Genomic DNA, 20,804 nt, shown 5'->3' with positions numbered 1-20,804 from the left:
GCGCGCTTGCGTGCTGCGAGGCACAAAACCTGCGCATCGGTAAGAGGAAACTGGAAGGCAAGTGCGGGGGAAAACCGCGAGCAAAACCGCATGGTCGACACGAAAATGACCCTGCTACAATGCCGCGAGCCCGCGCCCGGATTTTGCGCTGCGACAGAATCGACGTCGCAGCAGCGCAAGACCCGGCGCATGTTCCGACCCTGATGGCCCACGGCTGGCCGCAGGTCGGCGCTGTCGGACGCGATCTTCGGAGATCGGCCCTAGGCATCAACCGAAGCCGTTATTTGTAGTCACGCTGACATGGCAGGGATTCTGATCATCGCTCACGCACCGCTCGCTACTGCGCTGCGCGAATGCATTGCCCACATCTACGGCGGCTGTCCGGCGCGCATCGGCGCTCTGGACGTGTTGCCCGACAGCGACCCCGCTGTGGTCGTCGCCCAGGCGAACGCCGAAATCGAGCGCCTGCGCGAGGAAAACGGGGCACTCGTGCTCACCGACATGTTCGGGGCTACGCCTTCCAACATCGCCGCGCGTCTGGCCACGGTGCCTCAGGTGCGCGTGCTGGCGGGCGTCAACCTGCCGATGCTGGTGCGCGCGGTCTGTTACCGCGCAACGCCGCTCGATACGCTGGTGGAAAAGGCGCTGGCGGGCGCGAGCAAGGGCGTCCAGCCCATCGGCCCGAGCACGCCGCCTCCTGCCAACGATTGCGGCTGCGCGCCTACGCCGTGCGCCGAAGCGGCTTCGGAAGCCGTCGCCAAGGCCGCCGTCAGCGCTGCCGCTGCAAGCAGCGCGGCCAAGGTCGGGGCGTCGGAGCGCGCGCAAGCCACCATCACCGCCGCAAGCGCCGCAGCGGCAGCACCGGCGATGGCGCTCAAACCTGCTGGCACGGCCTGAGCCGGATCGACCCGGCTTGGGCCCATCTCGAACAGCAAGCCCGCGGCGCACGCCCCAGCGTGTGCCCGGACGCGCAGCGCGCGCGTATTGCGCGCGCGACGCACAATCCCACAGCATTACCTCAACACACTGCGCCTGGATCGACCTATGCTGCAACAAGAAACGACCATCGTGAACAAACTCGGCCTGCATGCGCGGGCGTCGGCGAAGCTGACGCAACTGGCGGGCAACTATCAGTCGGAAATCTGGATGAGCCGCAATGGCCGCCGGATCAACGCCAAGAGCATCATGGGCGTGATGATGCTGGCGGCGGGCATCGGCAGCACGGTGCTGATCGAAACGGAAGGCCCGGACGAGACCGACGCCATGAGCGCGCTGCTCAAGCTGATCGCCGATAAGTTCGGCGAAGGTCAATGAAGCTGGATTGAGCGCCTGCCGCGCCTGATTCGGCCATCGATGTCAGTCTTACCCGACGCCGCGTTTCGACGCGGCGTTTTCATTGCTGCATCGCACGCGCAATTCAATAGACGCAAGCGAGCCGGAAGCCTCGCGAAAGCCGGCCAGGCAACGATTTTCGCCATTTACCCGCGGGTCGTACAGAACATCGGAGCGCGACGGAATTTATAATAATGGGCGGGGTCAGAGAGAGCGCATTGCAGCGGTTTGCCGCGGCATCACATAACCAGAGGAGGTGCGCGTGCCGTTCACGCTGCATGGAATTCCCGTATCACGCGGTATCGCCATCGGGCGGGCGTATCTGATCGCGCCGGCCGCGCTCGACGTCGACCACTATCTGGTGGAACTCGCGCAGATCGAAGACGAAATCGAGCGCTTTCGGGTTGCGCTCAAGCTCGTCGAGCAGGAGCTCGACACGCTGCGCGCCGATCTTGCCGCCGACGCACCCAGCGAGATGGGCGCGTTCATCGGCGTTCACCTCATGATCCTGAACGACGTGATGCTCGTGCAGGAGACCATCGATCTCATCCGTACGCGCCGCTTCAACGTCGAATGGGCGCTCACTGAACAGCTCGAACGCCTCTCGCGTCACTTCGACGATGTCGAGGACGAATACCTGCGCGAACGCAAAGCCGACATCGAGCAGGTGGTCGAGCGCGTGCTCAAGGCGCTCGCGGGCGCGTCGCCCCCGACGCTGCACGGCAGTTGCGACGAGATGATCGTCGTGGCGCACGACATCGCGCCCGCCGACATGCTCCAGTTCAAGGGCCAAACCTTCCAGGGCTTCGTCACCGATCTGGGCGGGCGCACCTCGCACACGGCAATCGTCGCGCGCAGCCTGGGCATTCCGGCGGCCGTGGGCGTGCAGCAGGCCAGCGCGCTGATCCGCCAGGACGACCTCATCATCGTCGACGGCGATCATGGCGTGGTGATCGTCGATCCCGCGCCCATCGTGCTGGAGGAGTACACCTACCGCCAGAGCGAGATGGCGCTTGAGCGGCGCAAGCTCCAGCGCCTGAAGTTCTCGCCCACGCAGACGCTGTGCGGCGCGAAGATCCAGCTCTACGCGAACATCGAATTGCCCGACGACGCCCAGGCGGCGCTCGACTCGGGGGCGACCGGCGTGGGCCTGTTCCGCACCGAGTTCCTGTTCATGAACCACAAGGATCAGTTGCCGGAAGAGGACGAGCAGTTCGAGGCTTACAAGCGCGCGGCCCAGCTCATGAACGGGCTGCCCGTGACGATCCGCACGATCGACGTGGGCGCCGACAAGCCGCTCGACGCGATGAGCGCAAGCGACGGCTACGAAACCGCGGCGAACCCGGCGCTCGGCCTGCGGGCGATCCGCTGGAGCCTGTCCGAGCCGCAGATGTTCCTCACGCAGTTGCGCGCGATCCTGCGTGCGTCGGCGTTCGGCACGGTCAAGATCCTGATTCCGATGCTTGCGCACGCGCAGCAGATCGACCAGACGCTCGACCTGATCCGCGAGGCAAAGCGCCAGCTCGACGACGCGGGCCTCGCCTACGATCCGAACGTGCAGGTGGGTGCGATGATCGAGATTCCGGCGGCGGCGCTGGCCTTGCCGATGTTCCTGCGGCGGCTGGACTTCCTCTCGATCGGCACCAACGACCTGATCCAGTACACGCTGGCGATCGACCGCGCCGACAACGCCGTGGCCGATCTGTACGACCCGCTGCATCCGGCCGTGCTGCAGTTGATCTCGCACACGTTGCGCGAGGCGAAGCGCGCGGGCGTGCCGGTGTCGGTGTGCGGCGAGATGGCGGGAGACCCGCAGCTCACGCGCCTGCTGCTGGGCATGGGCCTCACCGAGTTCTCGATGCACCCGAGCCAGTTGCTGGTGGTGAAGCAGGAGATCCTGCGCTCGCAACTGAAGGCGCTGGAAAAGCCGGTCGCCGATGTGCTCGCGGCTTACGAGCCCGAGGAACTGGAAGCGGCGCTGGGGCGTCTCGCGCAGGCTTGAGCGCGCTTCATTGACCCTTCATCGACACTCCATCGACGCTTCATGACGTAAAAAAGCCCCGGCATGCCGGGGCTTTTTTTATGCGTGCCGCTCGCCGCACACGGGGCAATCGGGCTGACGCGCAATGCGCATCGTGTTCCATTCCATGCGCAGCGAGTCCAGCATCATGAGCCGCCCGACCAGCGGCGTGCCGATGCCGCCGACCACGCGCAGCGCCTCCGCCGCCTGCATCGCGCCGATGATGCCGACCGTCGGCGCGAACACGCCCATGGTCGAGCACGCGACTTCCTCGAACGGTTGATCTTCGGGGAACACGCAGGCGTAGCAGGGCGACGCGGTGTCGCGGAAATCGAACGTGCTGATCTGGCCGTCGAAGCGCAGCGCCGCGCCCGACACGAGCGGCACGCCATGCTTCACGCAGGCGCGATTGATGGCGTGGCGCGTGGCGAAGTTGTCGGTGCAGTCGAGCACGACGTTCGCGCGCGGCACGTGTTCGTCGAGCCAGGCGTCGTCGATGCGCGCCTGCACGGCGTTCACCTTGACCTCGGGATTCAGGCGCGCGATCGCGTCGCGGCCCGACTCGACCTTCGCGCGGCCAACCGAGGCCGTCTCGTGCATGATCTGCCGCTGGAGGTTGGTGAGATCGACGGTGTCGTTGTCGACGAGGGTGAGCGTGCCTACGCCCGAGGCTGCCAGGTACATGGCAGCCGGCGAGCCAAGGCCGCCCGCGCCGATCACGAGCGCGTGTGCGTCGAGAAAGCGCTGCTGCGCCTCAATGCCGATTTCGTCGACGAGGATATGGCGGGAATAGCGGAGGAGTTGGTCGTCGTTCATCGCAATGCGCACGGTGCGGGCGCTGCGGGCGCCGTGACTGGGCCGGAAGACCCGGGGTTCGCCATGCGCGCCGAAGCTACAGATCGCCTATTGTACTGGCGCCGGTGTAAACGGACTTGCGGCCCTTGGCGCATGGAGCGCGAAGGGCCGCAAGGTGAGGGGCTACTGCTCAGGCGAGCTTACTTTGCCGGAGCGGGCGCCGAGGCCGGAGCCACTGCCGAAGCACCCGGCACGGCCGAAGCCGACGGCTTCACGGCGATCGGTGCCGAAGCGGATGCAGGCGGCTTCGCTTGCGCGAGGCGGCGCTCCATCGGCGACTTCGATTCCGCCACCGGCTTGCCCTGCAGCTTGTTGAGCGCCTGCTGGAGCATGAAGTCGTCCGTCGAGCCGAACTCGACCGGCTTGCGCTCGCGATCCTTCTGGCGCTGTTCCGGCGTCTTCTTGTCGTTCTGCTCTTCGAGCTGGCGCAGCATGTCCATGCGTTCCTGCTCGCGCTGATCCTGTTCCTTCTTCTCGTCCGGATCCTGCGTGTTCGCAAGGTGGTTCGAGTAGTCGACTTCGCGCGTGACGAGTGCGTCGTCCGGATCGCCGTCGGCGTACTGGTCGACCGCGACATCAGGACGGATGCCCTTGTTCTGGATCGAGCGGCCGCTCGGCGTGTAGTAGTACGCCGTGGTCAGGCGCAGTGCGGTGTCGGCCGTCATCGGACGCACGGTCTGCACCGAACCCTTGCCGAACGTCGTCTTGCCGATGATGAGCGCACGCTTCTGGTCTTGCAGCGCGCCCGCGACGATTTCCGACGCCGACGCCGAGTAGGCGTTGGTCAGCACGATCATCGGCACGGTCTTGAACTCGGCCGCTTCGCCCTTGAGCGGATCGCCGTCGAACGACGGCAGGCGGTAGTTCTCGTAGTTGTCGCGATAGACCTGCTTCGAGTCCGGAATCTGGCCGTTGGTCGAGACGACCACCGAGTCCGCCGGCAGGAACGCACCCGCGACGCCGACCGCGCTCTGCAGCAGGCCGCCGCCGTTGTTCCGCAGGTCGAGGATGAGGCCCTTGAGGTTCGGCTCCTGGCGCGCGATGTCCTGCAGCTTGGCTGCGAGGTCAGGCGTCGTGCGTTCCTGGAAGCTCGTGATGCGGATGTACGCGTAGCCCGGCGCGAGGATCTTCGACTTCACGCTCTGCACCTTGATGATGGCGCGCGTGATCGTGAGCGGGAAGGTGCGGTCGTCGGTCTTGCGGAAGATCGTCAGCGTGACCTTCGTGCCCGGATCGCCGCGCATCTGCTTGACCGCCTGGTCGAGCGTCATGCCGCGCACGGGCTTGTCGTTGATGCGCGTGATCAGGTCGCCCGGACGGATGCCGGCGCGGAACGCGGGCGTGTCTTCGATGGGCGAGATGACCTTGATCAGGCCGTCTTCCGAGGAGATCTCGATGCCGAGGCCCGCGAAGCGGCCCTTGGTCTGCTCCTGGAGCTCCTGATAGTCGGTCTTGTCGAGATACGACGAGTGCGGGTCGAGGCTCGACACCATACCCTTGATGGCGGCGGTGAGGAGTTTCTTGTCGTCGACCGGCGTGACGTACTCATGCTTGATCTGGCCGAACACTTCGGCGAAGAGCCGGAGCTGGTCGAGCGGCAGCGGCTCGATCACAGTCTGCTGGGTCTGTTGCGCCGAGGCGGAAATCTGCAGGGTGGCAAAGACGCCGGTCGCGAGGCCAGCGGCGATCAGGCCGATATTTTTAAGGTTCTTTCGCATAGAGGTTGTTGCGTGCGGTCGAAAGGCGCGTGGCAGCGTCTAATGGAAAAGCGACGGACAAGTATAACTGCACACTCGACCGCCCTGTGTATAAGGCGCGATGCGGGGACGAACGTTGCGGGTTCGACAGTCGGAATGCGAGCCAGTTCGCAAGTCGCGTGCCGCAAAGCCTTGCTGGGCGCGGGACTGGCGATAACGTGACGGGAGGCTGGCGAGTCTGCCAGAGAGGCGCGCTCTGAACGCGCAGAGACCGGCGGGCGCATGAGGCGTGCAAGGCGCACGCGCAAACATGCATAGCGCTCACCGTGCCGCGGGTAAAACAGGAGCGTCCGGCCCGCGCGAATGCGAGAGCCGGACGGTTTTGACGCGTGACAGGAAAAGATGGACTTGACCCGATGGAGGCGACCGATCGGCTTAGTCCGCCTTCTTGCCCTGGTTCGCCACGGCAGCCTGGGCCTTCGCGATGGCGTCGGCGTCGCCGAGGTAGTAGTGCGTGATCGGCTTGAGGTTTTCGTCCAGTTCATAGACGAGCGGCACGCCGTTCGGGATGTTCAGGCCGACGATGTCGGTGTCCGAAATGCCGTCGAGGTACTTCACGAGCGCGCGGATCGAGTTGCCGTGTGCGGCGATCACGATGTTCTTGCCCGCCTTGATGGCCGGTGCGATCGATTCGTTCCACAGCGGCAGCACGCGCGCGACGGTATCCTTCAGGCATTCCGTGAGCGGCAGCTCTTCGCGCGGCACCTTGGCGTAGCGCGGGTCGTTGTAGGCCGTGCGGTCGTCCGACGGATCGAGCGCGGGCGGCGGCGTGTCGTAGCTGCGGCGCCAGACCAGCACCTGCTCATCGCCGTATTTGGCCGCCGTTTCCGCCTTGTTCAGGCCCGAAAGCGCGCCGTAATGGCGCTCGTTCAGTCGCCACGAGTGGACGACCGGCAGGTACATCTGATCCATCTGGTCCTGGACGTGCCAGAGCGTGCGGATCGCGCGCTTGAGCACCGAGGTGTAGGCGATGTCGAACGCATAGCCGGACGCCTTGAGCAGCTGGCCGGCCTGCTGGGCTTCGCGGTTGCCCTGTTCGGTCAGGTCGACGTCCACCCAGCCGGTGAAGCGGTTTTCCTTGTTCCAGGTCGATTCGCCGTGGCGGATAAGTACGAGTTTGTACATGTGGATGACGGTCGGTAGTGAGGGAAGCGGTAATCGGGGACGGGGAGCGTCGGTGATACGGCTACTGCGCGTTCGCTGCCTGGTCCAGCGGACTGCACACCCGGGCTGGGGGGCGGCAACCCTGCGACAAACGGTTATTTTATAATGAGCGGATTGTCTGAACTGGATTTCCCTCGATTTCTCTTTTTCCCGGCGGCTCATCCGTGACGTTCTTTACCAATTACATCAACCTTGTACTCATCGCGATCGTCCTCATCTCAGGAGGGTTGCTGCTGTGGCCGACGCTCAAGCGCGGTGGCCGGGGCGGAATTTCCGCCGCCGAGGCGACGCAGATGATCAACCGTCGCAACGCGGTGGTGATCGACGTGCGTTCGGCCGACGAATTCGCCAAGGGCCATCTGCCCGCTGCCCGTCACCTGCCGGTGAGCGAGCTGCAGGGCAAGGTCGCGCAGTTCGTCAAAAACAAGAGCAACCCGGTGTTGCTGGTCTGCCAGACGGGCCAGCAGTCGCACAAGGCCGCGAGCCTCGTGAAAGAAGCCGGTTTTGCTGAAGTCCATGTACTGGACGGCGGCGTGAACGCCTGGCAGCAGGCCGGCATGCCGGTCGTGAAACAAGGAGGTTCGAAGTGAGCAAGGTTGTCATGTACAGCACCCAGGTGTGCCCGTATTGCCAGATGGCCGAACGTCTTTTAAAGTCGCGCGGCGTCGAACATATCGAAAAAGTGCTGATCGACCGGGATCCGGCGCGGCGCGAGGAAATGATGACGCGCACCGGCCGTCGCACGGTGCCGCAGGTTTTCATCGGCGAGACGCACGTGGGCGGTTACGATGACCTTTCCGCGCTCGACCGCGCCGGCGGCCTGATGCCGCTGCTCGAAGCAGCGGCGTAAAAGCCGGCTGGGCGGTGCGCTCATGCGCGCCGCCAGGTTTTTTGCCCGCGTGGGCCTTTCAGGCGCGCGCGGGCTTGCTGTCGTTTGTTGCTGTCATTGCTGCTCATTGCGGCTGCGCCTGCGCAACTGCAACTCCATTTAATCAGGAAGCCATAGACCATGTCTGACGAGAATAACCAGCCGTTCTTCAACATCCAGCGCATCTACCTCAAGGACCTTTCGCTGGAGCAGCCGAACTCGCCGGCCATCTTCCTCGAGCAGGACATGCCTTCCGTGGAAGTCGAAGTCGACGTCAAGGCCGAGCGCCTCGCGGAATCGGTGTTCGAAATCCTCGTGACCGGCACGGTCACCGCCAAGGTCAAGGAAAAGGTCGCTTTCCTGATCGAAGCCAAGCAAGCCGGCATTTTCGATATCCGCAACATTCCGGCTGAACAGGTCGATCCGCTCGTTGGCATCGCTTGCCCGACGATCCTGTTCCCGTACCTGCGCTCGAACATCGCCGACGCGATCACGCGTGCTGGCTTCCCCCCGATCCATCTGGCCGAAATCAACTTCCAGGCGCTCTACGAGCAACGCCTGCAACAGCTCGCGCAGCAGCAAGGCGCGAGCAACGCCACGCATTGATCGAACGCGATTGATCGCTGAACCTCACAACCGGTGCGGAGTACTGGAATGAAAGTCGCCGTTCTCGGCGCCGGAGCGTGGGGCACCGCGCTGGCAGGGCATCTCGCCCAGGCGCACGACACGCTGTTGTGGGCGCGCGATGGCGCGCTCGTGGACACGCTGCGCAAGACGCACGAGAACGCCCGCTATCTCGCGGGCGTCTCGCTGCCTGACACCCTCAAGTACGAAACCGATCTCGCCACCGCGCTCGAGCATGCCTCGGGCGAGGCGGATCTGGTCGTCCTCGGCACGCCTGTCGCGGGTTTGCGCGACACGCTGCGCACGATGCGCGACATGGGCCGCGTGCCCGCGCACTTCGTCTGGCTCTGCAAGGGCTTCGAGGCCGATTCGCAACTCATGCCGCATCAGGTCGTGGCCGCCGAGCTGCCCGATCATGCGAGCAACGGCGTGCTGTCCGGCCCGAGCTTCGCGCGCGAAGTGGGCGAAGGCCTGCCCGTCGCGCTGACGGTGGCCAGCACGTCGGCCGATTGCCGCGAGCTCACGCTGGCCGCGTTCCATCATCGCGCCATGCGCATCTACACCGGCGACGATGTTGTCGGCGTGGAAGTGGGCGGCGCGGTGAAGAACGTGCTGGCGATCGCGACGGGTATTTCCGACGGCCTGGGCCTGGGCCTGAACGCGCGCGCCGCGCTCATCACGCGCGGCCTCGCGGAAATGACACGGCTGGGCGTGACGCTCGGCGGACGCGCTGAAACCTTCACGGGTCTCACGGGCCTGGGCGACCTGATCCTGACCGCTACCGGCGATCTATCGCGCAATCGCACGGTGGGCAAGCAGCTTGCGAGCGGACGTACGCTCGACGATATCCTCGGTGCGTTGGGGCACGTGGCTGAAGGCGTGCGCTGTGCGCGCGCCGTGGCGGCGATCGCGCGAGCGCACCAGATCGACATGCCGATCACCGAAGCAGTATGCGACGTGCTGTTCGAAGGCGTGGCGCCGCGCGACGCGGTGAGCGCGCTGCTGAGGCGCGACGCGAAGGCAGAGTAGGGGGCGGATCGACCGGTTTCCGGTGCAACCCGCGCCGTCTGTCGCATGGGCGCGGACTGGATGGAGGTTTGCCATGCTCACCGTTGGAAACTGCCGCATCGAAGCGCAGGTCGTCGACATCACGACGCTGCACGTCGATGCAATCGTGAATGCCGCGAATACGTCGCTGCTCGGCGGCGGCGGCGTGGATGGTGCGATCCATCGCGCGGCGGGCCCCGACCTGCTGCGCGAATGCCGCACCCTCAACGGCTGCCCGACCGGCGACGCCAAAATCACCGCCGGTTATCGACTCCCCGCCAGACACGTGATCCACACCGTCGGCCCCGTCTGGAACGGCGGTGGCCGCGACGAGGCGCACCTGCTGGCGTCGTGCTACCGGCGCTCGCTGGAAGTCGCGCGCGAAGCCGGTGTGACGAGCATCGCGTTTCCGGCAATCAGTTGCGGCGTGTATCGCTTCCCGCCGGACGAAGCCGTGAAAGTTGCGCTCGCAACGGTCTTCGCGGCCTTGCCCGCTTATCCTGCGCTCGAACGCGTGATCTTCGCCTGCTTCGACGATGCGATGCTCGCGCGCTACGAGCGCGAACTCGCCGCGCACTGACCCTGCTGCGTGACGCGTTACTTGTTGACGCGTGTCAAGCAGTCCCCGCCGGGCCTCCAGAGCCGCCGCCTAGAATGAGGCGATGAAAAACATCGTCTACTTTTGCCCTGGCGTGGACTTTCCCGTCGGCGGCGTGAAAGTCATTCATCGGCATGCCGAACTGATCGATGCGCTGGGCGCCCGCGCGGAAGTCTTCTATTGCTGGGGCGAAGGTCGACGCGTGGAGTGGTTTCGCCACGCTGCCCGCATCAGGGCGCACAACCGCTTCAGCCCGGACGATTTTGTGTTGCTGCCCGAGAGCCTGGTCGGCGATCTCTGGGCGCGGCTGATCGAACTCAATATCGAATACGGCATCTTCGTGCAGAACGGCTATCTCGTGACGCGCGGCACGAATGCCGACGATCTCGCCGCGTGTTACGCACGCGCGAAATGCATCGCCTGCATCAGTGAAGACGCCGTGCGTTGCGTTCTCCAGCTGTTTCCCGATTGCACGGACAAAATCGTGCTGGTGACGTATTGCGTCGACGATGCCGTGTTCCGGCCAGCCGGGAAGGAGCGGCTCATCACCTATATGCCGCGCAAGATGCCGGAACAGAGCGCGCTGGTGAGCGCGTTGCTGCGGCGTTGCCTGCCGCCCGCATGGTCGATCGAGCCGATCGAAAACATGAGTGAAGTCGAAGTCGCCGCCGCACTGGCGCGCTCGCGTATTTTTCTCGCGTTTTCGGAGCTGGAGGGCTTGCCGGTGCCGCCTGTCGAGGCGGCGTTCTGCGGCAACTTCGTCATCGGCTATACGGGCCAGGGCGGCAAGGAGTATTGGCACGCGCCGGTTTTCGAGTCGATCGAAAGCGGCGACGTGATGGCGTTCACGTCAGCGGTGCAGCGGCGCGTGCACGCTATCGAGACACATGGGGCCACGGTCGGCGACAACCTGCTCTTCATGCTCAAGGAGCGCTTTTCCAGCGAGCGCGAGCGCAAGACCCTGGCGAATCTGATCGCTCGAATCGAGGCTTGAGCTCAGCCGCGCAGCTTGCGCGGCTGTTGTTCTGGCGCTTACTCCCCGCCCTCAAATCCCGCCTGCCGCCACGCTTCGAACACCACCACCGCGACGGTGTTGGACAGATTGAGGCTGCGGTTGCCTGGCCGCATCGGCAGACGCACGCGCTGTTCGGTCGCAAAGCGATCGAGCACCGCGTCGGGCAGGCCGCGTGTCTCCGCGCCGAATACGAACCAGTCGCCCGGCAGGAAGGCGTGATCGTGAAAACGGCCCGAGCCGCGCGTCGTGAACGCGAACATGCGCGCCGGATCGGGCGTTTCTTTGGCCAGGAACGCGTCCCAGTCGCGATGCACATTCATCTGCGCGTATTCGTGATAGTCGAGGCCCGCGCGGCGCAGCTTCGTGTCGTCGAGCGGAAAGCCGAGCGGTTCGATCAGATGCAGCCGTGCGCCGGTGTTGGCGCACAGGCGGATGACGTTGCCGGTGTTCGGCGGAATTTCCGGTTCGACGAGAACGACGTTAAACATGACGATAAAAAACCGTGAAAAGAGCTGGATGAGAGCGGGATGACAAAAGAAAGACCTTAGTCCTTCGGCGTGCGCAGGGCGACGAAATTCGTCACGCGCCGTGCGCCCGCGGCCTTGAGCTTCTGCGCGAGGGCGTCGAGCGTCGCGCCCGAGGTCATGACGTCGTCGACCACGCCGATGTGCAGGCCGCGCAGCATGGAGCCGCCGTCCCTCAGCGCAAACGCGCGGCCCACGTTGCGGCGGCGCGTGTCGCGATCGAGCCGCGCTTGCGCGGCGGTGTGCAGCGTGCGGCGTACGAGCGTGGCGTCGGCGCGCGTGCCGAGCGCGCGGGCCAGCGGCCTGGCGATCTGCCACGCCTGGTTGTAGCCGCGCGCGATCAGGCGCTCGCGCGAGAGCGGCACCGGCACGATCAACGTGGGCGCGTCGGCCGGATCGAGCACATCGTCGGCTGCGCGCGCGAGGCGCCCCGCGAATTCCTCGCCTAGTCCGAGCCGCGAGCGAAACTTCAGCCCGCGTGCGAGCGCGTCGAGTGGCGCGCGGTAATCGGCGAGCGCGATCGTTGCATCGAAGGCGGGCGGCGTGTTCACGCAGGCGCTGCACCGATGATCCCCGCGCCCGCTTCCATGCGAGCGCCGGGCGCTCGCGAGCGGCAGCGCGCAGACCGTGCAGCGCTGCCGCGCCTCGTTCCAGTACGCCGCGTCGCAGGCCGCACAGAGCAGCGTATTCCACGCGCGAAGGCCGCCGCACGGGCCTGCACCGGCATTGCGCACCCCGCGCGAGCGTCGCGGCAAATTGCCGCATAATGGGCACGCACTGGGTAACAGGTGCGGCAGCAGATTCGGCAGCAGATCCGACAGCACTAACTGGACGAGCCGTGGCCAACGCGCTTGCCCGTCCCGATACGCGCGCATTGCCATGTTCCGGCAGGCGCGTCGCGGGGCAGGCGACGGGTTGGACGTCGCTGAGGACGTCGAAGATGACGGCAAATCACGCGGCGGCGGCATCGTAAGACGGCCCGAAGCGGGCGAGTGAACTGAAAGGATGGGAGTGAGCGAGTATACTTCGCAGACTTCGCCAATACGACCGACATGTCCCCGTCTCACCCCAGACCCGGCCGTCCGGCCTATGATCCGCGCTATCTGCAGCGGATTTTTGACCGCCGCGCGGCGACTTTCGACGACGTCGCGTTCCTGCCACGCGAAATCGCCGACCGCATGCGCGAGCGCCTCGAATACATCAAGGTGAGCCCCTCGTGCGTGCTCGACCTGGGCTGCGGCCCCGGTGACGATCTCCCGAAACTGCGCGAGCGCTTCCCTGAAGCGCCCGTATTCGGCGCCGATCTCTCCTTCGCCATGCTTGAGCGCGCCCGCGTGCACGACGCGGGCGACACGAGCTGGCGGCGCTTCCTGCCGGCATCGATCGGACGGGCGCTCGGTGCACGCGGGCCGCGCTTCGCGCAGGCCGACTTCGCCGCGCTGCCGTTTGCGCACAGCGCCTTCGAGCTGCTGTGGTCGAACCTCGCCTTGCACTGGCACCCGCGTCCGGATCTCGTGTTCGGCGAATGGCAGCGCGTGCTCAAGGTGAACGGCCTGCTGATGTTCAGCACGCTCGGGCCCGACACGCTCAAGGAGCTGCGCGGCGCCTACGCCGAAGTCGAGGCCGCGCACGGTCAGCCGATGCAGCCGCACGTGGTCGATTTCGTCGATATGCACGACCTTGGCGACATGCTGGTCGAGAACGGTTTCGAGATTCCCGTGATGGATCAGGAAACGCTCACGGTCACCTACAAGACGCCGGAGAAACTGCTCGCCGATGTGCGCCGCTGGGGCGCGTATCCGTTTGCGCGAAGCTTCGGCGAGGGCGACGAAACGCAGCCTGGCGGCGGTTCGCGGCGTCTGTACCGCGCGCTGCTGGCTGCGCTCGAAGCGCGCCGCCTGACCGATGGGCCGAACGCCGGCACGATCCCGCTCACCTTCGAGATCATCTACGGACACGCGTGGAAAGCCGTGCCGCGTACGACCGCGGAAGGCCACGGCATCGTGCGGATCGAAGATATCGGCCGAGGTTCGGCAAGGAATCGCTGACGTAATAAGGGGGCTTTCGTTATGCCTGAAATTAGCGCCTGAAAAGCCCTCGAAAAATTGTTGGAAAATCGCTGAAATGCCCGTCGGTATTGGGTTTTCGGCCGATTGGGGCTTGCTTGTGAGGGCTGGGGATCGCGCCTATAATGCGTCGGTCTGCAGGCGGTGGGGCGGCCGGTTTGTCTTATCGGTTTGCGCGCAACGCCGTGGCGCCTCCAGATTCTCCCGCAGTTGTGCAAGGCGCAAAGCGGCGATAGTCTGAGGATGTTGCAGTGGGGGAAACGAGCGATGCAGACATCTGATCTGCTGGCGAGCCCGGAGCCGGTCCTCAAGGACTGGACGATGAAGCGCAATTGTTCGGTTTCGCCCAGGCAATTCGTGTTGTTCTATTTGTCGCTGGCGCTGGTCTCCATCGCGATCGCCGTTCTGCTGTTGATCCACGGCGCCTGGCTGGTTTTGCCGTTCACTGGTATCGATCTGTTGGTCGTTGGGGGCGCCTTCGCCATCTATGCGCGCCATGCTGTCGATTACGAACGTATCAGGCTTTATCCGAACCGGCTGGTGATCGAGCAGATGAGCGCCGACGCGCTCACGCAGTTCGAATTCAATCCCCGCTGGGTCCGGGTCGAGCCGGGCGCGACCCCACGCGACCCGGTGCGTCTCGTGTCCCGCGGTCAGGCGGTCGCTGTCGGGTTGCATTTGCCGCAGTATCGGCGTGCGCAGTTCGCGCGGGAACTGCGCGCGTGGCTTGCGCGCGCGATCTGAATTTATGCGCGGCGTGAGTGAATCACGGCGCGGCAGTGCGCCCCCCAGGGCGCGACCTGGTTGCAAAACCTTCCTGCGGGGTCGAGGGTTTGAATGGAAATTATGGGTAAGGAAGCTATGAAAACAATCAAGCGAGCCCTACAGGGCGTGCTGGCGTGCAGCGGACTTGTATTCGCCGGCGCGGCACTCGCAGTCGGAGACAGTCCGGGCGGCCCAGCGGTCAACGAGATCAATCTCCAGCCGCCCGTCACGCGCATCGCAGAAGAGCTTTACAACCTCCATACGATGATGCTGATCCTATGCACGATAATTTTTATCGGCGTATTCGGCGTCATGTTCTATTCGATCTTTGCGCACCGCAAATCGAAGGGCCATCAGGCTTCGCATTTCCACGAAAGCACGACCGTCGAAATCATCTGGACGATCGTGCCGTTCATCATCGTCGTGCTGATGGCGCTGCCGGCTACCAAGGCTGTCGTCGCGATGAAGGACACCTCCAACGCCGACATCACCGTGAAGGTGACGGGCTACCAGTGGAAGTGGGCCTACGACTACGTGAAGGGGCCGGGCGAGGGCATCAACTTCTTCTCGACGCTCACCACGCCGCGCAGCGAAGTGAACGGCCTCGCGCCGATCACCGATACCTACCTGCAGGAAGTCGATAACCCGCTCGTCGTGCCGGTCAACAAGAAGATCCGTGTGATCACGACGGCCAACGACGTGGTGCACTCGTGGTACGTGCCCGCGTTCGGCGTGAAGCAGGATGCGATTCCGGGCTTCGTGCGCGACACCTGGTTCAAGGCGGAAAAGGTGGGCACCTATCGCGGTTTCTGTACGGAACTGTGCGGCAAGGAGCACGCCTACATGCCGGTCGTGGTCGAAGTCCTTTCCGACGACGATTACGCGAAGTGGGTCGAGACGCAGAAGGCGAAGATGGCCGCGGCCAACGACGACCCGAACAAGACCTACACGATGGCCGAGCTCAAGGAGCGCGGCGAGAAGGTCTACGCGTCGAACTGCGCGGTCTGTCACCAGCCCACGGGCAAGGGCGCGGGCGTGTTCCCGGCGCTCGACGGCAGCAAGGTCGCTAACGGCCCGATCGCCGAGCACGTGAGCATCGTGCTCAAGGGCAAGGCGGCGATGCCGGCCTGGGCGCCGACGCTCAATGACGTCGAAATTGCCTCGGTCGTCACCTTCGAACGTAACGCGTGGGGCAACCACACGGGCGACATCCTGCAACCGCGTCAGGTGGCCGATGCGCGCAACGGCAAGATGCCGGAAGGCGGCGGCACGACGGCTGCGGCAGGTGCGGCTGGTGCGGATCAAGCCGCGAGCGGTGCGGCTGAGGCGAGCGCGCCGGCTGCTGCGGCAAGCGGTGCGGATCAGGCTTCGGGTGCGGCGCAGAGCACGGCTTCGCTGCCCGCTAGCGTCTACTTCGAAGTGGGCAAGAGCACGCTGCCCGCCGACGCGAAGGACGCGATCCAGGCGGCCGCCGATTACGCCAAGGCGCATCCGGACGCGAAGTTCACGCTGTCGGGCTACACCGACGCAAGCGGCAAGGCCGACGCCAACGCAGAGCTGGCGAAGCACCGTGCCCAGGCCGTGCGCGACGCCCTCAAGGCCGCGGGCATCGCCGAAGATCACATCATTCTGAAGAAGCCGGAAACCGTCACCGGCGGCGCGGACGCGAAGGAAGCGCGCCGCGTGGAAATCGGCACGGCCGCGTAAGACGGTCGGCAGCGGGGCGGAATCGGGCCCCGCAATGTGACTGGCCCACAAGCAGTCCATAACGAATTCGATAACAAGAAACTCGCAGTACGCTGTAAAAAAGCGGGCACGTGCAGCGGCAACGCAAGCAGGCCAACACTGCAGTAAGAGACGCAAAGCAATTTGCTTCAGCAACTAAATTGCATGGGGCCCGAGTCAGGCTAACGCGCCAACTCCGGCCGACAGGAGAAAGAGTCATGTCTAGCATCGGACACGATGTAGCTGGGGGGCACGGTCACGTGCATGGCGACCACGCCCACGCGACGCCGCACGGCTGGCGCCGCTGGCTGATGGCCACCAACCACAAGGACATCGGGACGCTGTACCTGCTGTTCTCGTTCGTGATGTTCCTGTCGGGCGGCGTGATGGCGCTAGGGATCCGCGCCGAGCTGTTCGAGCCGGGCCTGCAGATCATGCGCCCCGAGTTCTTCAACCAGCTCACCACGATGCACGGCCTGATCATGGTGTTCGGCGCGATCATGCCGGCCTTCGTGGGCTTCGCGAACTGGATGGTGCCGCTGCAGATCGGCGCATCGGACATGGCGTTCGCGCGCATGAACAACTTCAGCTTCTGGCTGCTGCCCGCCGCCGCGTGCCTGCTGGTCGGCTCGTTCTTCGTGCCGGGCGGCGCAACCGCCGCGGGCTGGACGCTCTACGCACCGCTCTCCACGCAGATGGGCCCGGGCATGGACTTCGCGATCTTCGCGGTTCACATCATGGGCGCCTCGTCGATCATGGGCGGCATCAACATCGTCGTCACGATCCTGAACATGCGCGCACCGGGCATGACGCTCATGAAGATGCCGATGTTCGCCTGGACGTGGCTCATCACCGCCTATCTGCTGATCGCCGTGATGCCGGTTCTGGCTGGCGCGATCACGATGCTGCTGTTCGACCGTCACTTCGGCACGAGCTTCTTCAATGCGGCAGGCGGCGGCGACCCGGTCATGTACCAGCACATCTTCTGGTTCTTCGGCCACCCCGAGGTCTACATCATGATCTTGCCGGCGTTCGGGATCGTGTCGCAGGTGATCCCGGCGTTCTCGCGCAAGCCGCTGTTCGGCTATAGCTCGATGGTGTACGCCACGGCGTCGATCGCGATTCTCTCGTTCATGGTCTGGGCGCACCACATGTTCGCCACGGGCATGCCGGTCACGGGTCAGCTGTTCTTCATGTACGCGACCATGCTGATCGCCGTGCCGACGGGCGTGAAGGTGTTCAACTGGGTCGCCACGATGTGGCGCGGCTCGCTCACCTTCGAGACGCCGATGCTGTGGGCCGTCGGCTTCCTGATCGTGTTCACGTTCGGCGGTCTGTCGGGCCTGATGCTCGCGATGGCGCCGCTCGACATCCAGTATCACGGCACTTACTTCGTGGTGGCGCACTTCCACTACGTGCTGGTGGCGGGATCATTATTCGCGCTGTTCTCCGGGTGGTACTACTGGTCGCCGAAATGGACGGGCTGGATGTACAACGAGATGCGCGGCAAGATCCACTTCTGGTGCTCGCTGGTGTTCTTCAACGTCGCGTTCCTGCCGATGCACTTCGTCGGCCTTGCCGGGATGCCGCGTCGCTACGCCGACTATCCGGCCCAGTTCACCGACTGGAACCAGGTCATCACGATCGGTGCATTCGGTTTCGGCCTGTCGCAGGTGTACTTCCTGTTCTTTGTCGCGCTGCCTGCGTATCGCGGCGGCGGCGAGCTGGAAAAGGCCGGCGACAAGCCGTGGGATGGCGCGACCGGCCTCGAATGGACTGTGCCGAGCCCGGCGCCGTTCCACACCTTCGAAAATCCGCCGACGGTCGAATAAGTCAATTCAGCACCGCTCGACACACGGTGTCCGGCCTCATGCACGGCACAGGCCGGACACGACGAAACGCAACGAAGCCGCACGATTCACGCAGGGAGCGATTCACGATGCAGGGAATCACGCCAACCGCGCTGGATGAACAGGCCGCGGCCAACCGTACTGCAAGCATGACCCGTCACTCTCAGAAACGACGCACGCCCGAGCAGATTCGCGCGGGCAATCTTCGGCTCGGCCTGGTTCTGCTGGCGGTCGCCGCCGTGTTCTTTCTGGGCGCCGTCGTGAAGCAGGTGTATTTCCCCGGACACTGACGCGTGGGCGTCGTGCCGGCACACCGTTCGAGGAAGTCCGATGTCCACGCAGCAAGCAGGTAGCGACCGCGCTTTCAACCGCTCGATGCTGATCAAGCTCGTGGTGGTGGCGCTCTTGATGTTCGGCTTCGGCTGGGCGCTGGTGCCGATGTATCGCGCGATCTGCGAAGTCACGGGTGTGAACAATCTCGTGCAGCGCGACACGACCGCACGCGAGGCGCGCAACACACAGGTGGACATGACGCGCACGATTTCGGTGGAGCTGGACGCCAACGCGCGCGGCTTGCTCGGCTTCAGGCCGGAGCAGAACAGCATCGACGTGCATCCGGGCGAAGTGATGACCGTGATGTACGACATTTCGAACAACGAAGGACGCACGATCGACGCGCAGGCCATTCCGAGCTACGCGCCGAAGCAGGCAACCGAGTACTTCCGCAAGATCGAGTGTTTTTGCTTCACGCAGCAGACTCTGAAGGCGAACGAGACGAAGCGCATGCCGGTGGTGTTCGTGATCGATCCGAAGCTGCCGAAGGACGTGAAGACGATCACGCTGTCGTACACCTTCTTCGAACTGAACAAGCCGGCGGTGCCGCAAGCGCCGAAGCAGGCGGCGGGTGCATAAGGTGCATGAGGCGCATGAGGCGCATGAGGCGCGAGCAATGAGCGACGAGAGCGACGACAGCGGCGCAGGATCGGCGAAGGCGAAAAAGGGCAGCGTGCTGCAACTGGTGAAGGCGGTGGCGTGGTCGTTTCTCGGGGTGCGCAAGCGCGCCGACCTCGAATCCGACGCCGCGCAACTGCATCCCGTGGCGCTGATCGCGGCGGGGATCATCGGCGCGATCCTGTTCATCGTCGTGTTGTTGCTGATCGTGCACGCGGTGGTCGGCAAGTAGCGTAGTTGCTGTACCGGGCACTGAATAATGCAAATGAATAACGCAGAGACACCGGCACTGTCCGGGAGCAACTGGAAACTGGAGAAACAGGCATGAGCGGTCAAAACGATAGCCCGTACTACTTCGTACCGCACCCGTCGCGGCATCCGATCAGCGCGGCCATTGGCCTGCTGGTGATGCTGTCGTCGCTCGCATCGTGGATCAATGGCGATTCGTGGGCGCCGATCGGCGTGGTCGTCGGTCTCCTGTGGCTGCTCTTCACGCTCTGGCACTGGTTCGGCGACGCGATCTCCGAATCGGAAGGCGGCATGTACGGCAAGCGCGTCGACGTGTCGTATCGCTGGAGCATGAGCTGGTTCATCTTCTCCGAAGTGATGTTCTTCGGCGCGTTCTTCGGTGCGCTGTTCTACGCGCGCCAGATCGCGCTGCATCAGCTCGGCAGCCTCGACTTCAAGCTGATCTGGCCGGACTTCTCGGCGGTGTGGCCCAACAATGGCCCGGCGCAGCTGGTCTCGCATTTCCGCTCGATGACGCCGTGGCCGGTGCCGACGATCAACACGGCGCTGCTGCTCTCGTCGGGCGCGACGCTCACGGTGTCGCACCATGCGCTGCGCGACAACCATCGTCGCAAGGCGATTGCGTGGCTCGCGGGCACGCTGGTGCTGGGGATCTGCTTCCTCTGCCTGCAGGCCTTCGAATACATCCATGCGTACAACGAACTGAACCTGACGCTCGCTTCGGGCATCTATGGCTCGACGTTCTTCCTGCTGACGGGCTTCCACGGTTTTCACGTGTTCCTGGGCGGCACGATGCTCGCCGTCGTGATGGTTCGCATGATTCGCGGTCACTTCACGCCTGAGCATCACTTCGCGTTCGAAGGCGCGGCGTGGTACTGGCACTTCGTGGACGTGGTGTGGCTCGGCCTCTACGTGGTGGTGTACTGGCTGTGACGCGCGCGGCGCGCTGCGACTTCATATGCAGTGCGCCTGAAAAACGCGCCTGAAAACACGAAGGCGCCGCTCCGACATGGTCGGCGCGGCGCCTTGGTTTTTGCGGGCCCGGCGTATGCGCCGGTTATTCAAATCTGTTGTGGTGCGTGGTCGCGATCAGCGGCCGAGCGGAATGCCGGTCGGCTGGATCCAGCCCATCCAGTGCGCGAAGAGAATGAAGAGGAACAGCGAGATGGAGAAGCCCACCCGCGTGGCGAGCGACCAGACCATGCGCTTGGTGCGGCCCCGGTCGTGCATCATGAAGTAGAGCGCCGAGATCATGCTCGCGATGATCAGCGCGAAGGCAATGGGAACGAGTATGTGCAGGAAATTCACGGCGGAGTGTGCGGAAGATTCCATGTCTGAAAACGCCTGTCTCATTATGGCACCGCGCTGCTATGCGCGGGGTTCGATCAACCGTA

General features: G+C 64.5%; 23 protein-coding genes. 17 read left to right on the top strand and 6 right to left on the bottom strand.

Translation table 11 applies throughout. The features are described from left to right. The first annotated feature begins 300 nt into the window (after positions 1-300). The 3 genes from BBA01S_RS40295 to ptsP all read left to right on the top strand — a co-directional run bounded on the left by BBA01S_RS40295 (position 301) and on the right by ptsP (position 3,334). On the top strand, positions 301-897 hold the full coding sequence (locus BBA01S_RS40295) for a PTS sugar transporter subunit IIA (RefSeq protein WP_084161898.1): 597 nt from the start codon (positions 301-303) through the stop codon (positions 895-897). Between the two features lie 147 nt (positions 898-1,044). Further along, positions 1,045-1,314: an HPr family phosphocarrier protein gene (locus BBA01S_RS06560; RefSeq protein ID WP_027815733.1), complete on the top strand. Its 270-nt coding sequence runs from the start codon at positions 1,045-1,047 to the stop codon at positions 1,312-1,314. Positions 1,315-1,594: 280 nt separating this feature from the next. Next, positions 1,595-3,334, top strand: a complete 1,740-nt coding sequence (gene ptsP / locus BBA01S_RS06555; protein ID WP_027815732.1) for a phosphoenolpyruvate--protein phosphotransferase — start codon at positions 1,595-1,597, stop codon at positions 3,332-3,334. A 78-nt stretch (positions 3,335-3,412) separates the two neighbouring features. Here the strand turns inward: ptsP and BBA01S_RS06550 are convergent, their stop codons facing one another. From BBA01S_RS06550 to gpmA, 3 genes are all read right to left on the bottom strand, one after another. After that, positions 3,413-4,168 carry a HesA/MoeB/ThiF family protein gene (locus BBA01S_RS06550; protein WP_027815731.1) on the bottom strand — a complete coding sequence of 252 codons (756 nt, stop codon included), beginning with the start codon at positions 4,166-4,168 and terminating at the stop codon, positions 3,413-3,415. Positions 4,169-4,347: 179 nt separating this feature from the next. Then, positions 4,348-5,925: a S41 family peptidase gene (locus BBA01S_RS06545; protein WP_027815730.1), complete on the bottom strand. Its 1,578-nt coding sequence runs from the start codon at positions 5,923-5,925 to the stop codon at positions 4,348-4,350. Between the two features lie 414 nt (positions 5,926-6,339). Further along, complete coding sequence (gene gpmA, locus BBA01S_RS06540) at positions 6,340-7,089, bottom strand: 2,3-diphosphoglycerate-dependent phosphoglycerate mutase (protein WP_027815729.1); 750 nt, start codon at positions 7,087-7,089, stop codon at positions 6,340-6,342. A 203-nt stretch (positions 7,090-7,292) separates the two neighbouring features. On the opposite strand from gpmA, the gene BBA01S_RS06535 reads away from it, so the two are divergent. From BBA01S_RS06535 to BBA01S_RS06510, 6 genes are all read left to right on the top strand, one after another. After that, entirely contained in the window at positions 7,293-7,718 is a 426-nt protein-coding gene (locus BBA01S_RS06535; RefSeq protein WP_027815728.1) for a rhodanese-like domain-containing protein, read from the top strand. Then, positions 7,715-7,978, top strand: coding sequence for a glutaredoxin 3 (gene grxC / locus BBA01S_RS06530; protein ID WP_027815727.1), 264 nt, complete (start codon positions 7,715-7,717; stop codon positions 7,976-7,978). Before BBA01S_RS06535 ends, grxC begins: the two co-directional genes overlap by 4 nt. 159 nt (positions 7,979-8,137) lie before the next feature. Then, the gene (gene secB, locus BBA01S_RS06525; RefSeq protein ID WP_027815726.1) at positions 8,138-8,602 is read left to right on the top strand and encodes a protein-export chaperone SecB; all 465 of its coding nucleotides are present in this window, start codon (positions 8,138-8,140) and stop codon (positions 8,600-8,602) included. A gap of 48 nt (positions 8,603-8,650) precedes the next feature. Next, positions 8,651-9,649: an NAD(P)H-dependent glycerol-3-phosphate dehydrogenase gene (locus BBA01S_RS06520; RefSeq protein ID WP_027815725.1), complete on the top strand. Its 999-nt coding sequence runs from the start codon at positions 8,651-8,653 to the stop codon at positions 9,647-9,649. Positions 9,650-9,722: 73 nt separating this feature from the next. Continuing rightward, positions 9,723-10,247, top strand: a complete 525-nt coding sequence (locus BBA01S_RS06515) for an O-acetyl-ADP-ribose deacetylase (protein ID WP_027815724.1) — start codon at positions 9,723-9,725, stop codon at positions 10,245-10,247. A gap of 82 nt (positions 10,248-10,329) precedes the next feature. Next, positions 10,330-11,259, top strand: a complete 930-nt coding sequence (locus tag BBA01S_RS06510; RefSeq protein WP_042296254.1) for a glycosyltransferase family protein — start codon at positions 10,330-10,332, stop codon at positions 11,257-11,259. 38 nt (positions 11,260-11,297) lie between these two features. Here BBA01S_RS06510 and trmL read toward each other — a convergent pair whose 3' ends face one another. Further along, entirely contained in the window at positions 11,298-11,768 is a 471-nt protein-coding gene (trmL, locus tag BBA01S_RS06505) for a tRNA (uridine(34)/cytosine(34)/5-carboxymethylaminomethyluridine(34)-2'-O)-methyltransferase TrmL (protein WP_027815722.1), read from the bottom strand. 56 nt (positions 11,769-11,824) lie between these two features. Beyond that, a complete protein-coding gene (locus BBA01S_RS40290; protein WP_407668292.1) occupies positions 11,825-12,685 on the bottom strand; it encodes a ComF family protein in 861 nt (286 codons plus the stop codon). 171 nt (positions 12,686-12,856) lie between these two features. Here BBA01S_RS40290 and BBA01S_RS06495 point away from each other — a divergent pair, with 171 nt between their 5' ends. From BBA01S_RS06495 to BBA01S_RS06460, 8 genes are all read left to right on the top strand, one after another. After that, a complete protein-coding gene (locus BBA01S_RS06495) occupies positions 12,857-13,852 on the top strand; it encodes a methyltransferase domain-containing protein (RefSeq protein ID WP_027815721.1) in 996 nt (331 codons plus the stop codon). Between the two features lie 285 nt (positions 13,853-14,137). After that, on the top strand, positions 14,138-14,614 hold the full coding sequence (locus tag BBA01S_RS06490; protein WP_027815720.1) for a DUF2244 domain-containing protein: 477 nt from the start codon (positions 14,138-14,140) through the stop codon (positions 14,612-14,614). Between the two features lie 93 nt (positions 14,615-14,707). Further along, positions 14,708-16,342, top strand: a complete 1,635-nt coding sequence (coxB, locus tag BBA01S_RS06485) for a cytochrome c oxidase subunit II (protein ID WP_027815719.1) — start codon at positions 14,708-14,710, stop codon at positions 16,340-16,342. Positions 16,343-16,578: 236 nt separating this feature from the next. After that, positions 16,579-18,192, top strand: coding sequence for a cytochrome c oxidase subunit I (gene ctaD, locus BBA01S_RS06480; protein ID WP_027815718.1), 1,614 nt, complete (start codon positions 16,579-16,581; stop codon positions 18,190-18,192). Between the two features lie 167 nt (positions 18,193-18,359). Then, on the top strand, positions 18,360-18,500 hold the full coding sequence (locus BBA01S_RS06475; protein ID WP_027815717.1) for a cytochrome oxidase small assembly protein: 141 nt from the start codon (positions 18,360-18,362) through the stop codon (positions 18,498-18,500). 40 nt (positions 18,501-18,540) lie between these two features. Further along, complete coding sequence (locus BBA01S_RS40285; protein WP_042296248.1) at positions 18,541-19,122, top strand: cytochrome c oxidase assembly protein; 582 nt, start codon at positions 18,541-18,543, stop codon at positions 19,120-19,122. Positions 19,123-19,159: 37 nt separating this feature from the next. Further along, positions 19,160-19,393: a DUF2970 domain-containing protein gene (locus tag BBA01S_RS40280; RefSeq protein WP_042296246.1), complete on the top strand. Its 234-nt coding sequence runs from the start codon at positions 19,160-19,162 to the stop codon at positions 19,391-19,393. Positions 19,394-19,485: 92 nt separating this feature from the next. Further along, a complete protein-coding gene (locus BBA01S_RS06460; RefSeq protein ID WP_027815715.1) occupies positions 19,486-20,343 on the top strand; it encodes a cytochrome c oxidase subunit 3 in 858 nt (285 codons plus the stop codon). A 156-nt stretch (positions 20,344-20,499) separates the two neighbouring features. Here the strand turns inward: BBA01S_RS06460 and BBA01S_RS06455 are convergent, their stop codons facing one another. Beyond that, positions 20,500-20,709 (bottom strand): twin transmembrane helix small protein, encoded by a 210-nt coding sequence (locus tag BBA01S_RS06455; RefSeq protein ID WP_027815714.1) that lies wholly within the window; start codon positions 20,707-20,709, stop codon positions 20,500-20,502. Positions 20,710-20,804 lie beyond the last annotated feature (95 nt).

This window comes from Paraburkholderia bannensis NBRC 103871 (genome assembly GCF_000685015.1).
Classification (GTDB): Bacteria; Pseudomonadota; Gammaproteobacteria; order Burkholderiales; family Burkholderiaceae; genus Paraburkholderia; species Paraburkholderia bannensis.
This window is presented reverse-complemented; position numbering and strand designations above follow the sequence as displayed.

Coding starts and splice junctions, on each gene's coding strand:
- BBA01S_RS40295 (WP_084161898.1), top strand. CDS start 301: ATGGCAGGGATTCTGATCATCGCTCACGCACCGCTCGCTACTGCGCTG.
- BBA01S_RS06560 (WP_027815733.1), top strand. CDS start 1,045: ATGCTGCAACAAGAAACGACCATCGTGAACAAACTCGGCCTGCATGCG.
- BBA01S_RS06550 (WP_027815731.1), bottom strand. CDS start 4,168: ATGAACGACGACCAACTCCTCCGCTATTCCCGCCATATCCTCGTCGAC.
- BBA01S_RS06545 (WP_027815730.1), bottom strand. CDS start 5,925: ATGCGAAAGAACCTTAAAAATATCGGCCTGATCGCCGCTGGCCTCGCG.
- gpmA (WP_027815729.1), bottom strand. CDS start 7,089: ATGTACAAACTCGTACTTATCCGCCACGGCGAATCGACCTGGAACAAG.
- secB (WP_027815726.1), top strand. CDS start 8,138: ATGTCTGACGAGAATAACCAGCCGTTCTTCAACATCCAGCGCATCTAC.
- BBA01S_RS06520 (WP_027815725.1), top strand. CDS start 8,651: ATGAAAGTCGCCGTTCTCGGCGCCGGAGCGTGGGGCACCGCGCTGGCA.
- BBA01S_RS06515 (WP_027815724.1), top strand. CDS start 9,723: ATGCTCACCGTTGGAAACTGCCGCATCGAAGCGCAGGTCGTCGACATC.
- BBA01S_RS06510 (WP_042296254.1), top strand. CDS start 10,330: ATGAAAAACATCGTCTACTTTTGCCCTGGCGTGGACTTTCCCGTCGGC.
- trmL (WP_027815722.1), bottom strand. CDS start 11,768: ATGTTTAACGTCGTTCTCGTCGAACCGGAAATTCCGCCGAACACCGGC.
- BBA01S_RS40290 (WP_407668292.1), bottom strand. CDS start 12,685: ATGGCAATGCGCGCGTATCGGGACGGGCAAGCGCGTTGGCCACGGCTC.
- BBA01S_RS06495 (WP_027815721.1), top strand. CDS start 12,857: ATGTCCCCGTCTCACCCCAGACCCGGCCGTCCGGCCTATGATCCGCGC.
- BBA01S_RS06490 (WP_027815720.1), top strand. CDS start 14,138: ATGCAGACATCTGATCTGCTGGCGAGCCCGGAGCCGGTCCTCAAGGAC.
- coxB (WP_027815719.1), top strand. CDS start 14,708: ATGGAAATTATGGGTAAGGAAGCTATGAAAACAATCAAGCGAGCCCTA.
- ctaD (WP_027815718.1), top strand. CDS start 16,579: ATGTCTAGCATCGGACACGATGTAGCTGGGGGGCACGGTCACGTGCAT.
- BBA01S_RS06475 (WP_027815717.1), top strand. CDS start 18,360: ATGACCCGTCACTCTCAGAAACGACGCACGCCCGAGCAGATTCGCGCG.
- BBA01S_RS40285 (WP_042296248.1), top strand. CDS start 18,541: ATGTCCACGCAGCAAGCAGGTAGCGACCGCGCTTTCAACCGCTCGATG.
- BBA01S_RS40280 (WP_042296246.1), top strand. CDS start 19,160: ATGAGCGACGAGAGCGACGACAGCGGCGCAGGATCGGCGAAGGCGAAA.
- BBA01S_RS06460 (WP_027815715.1), top strand. CDS start 19,486: ATGAGCGGTCAAAACGATAGCCCGTACTACTTCGTACCGCACCCGTCG.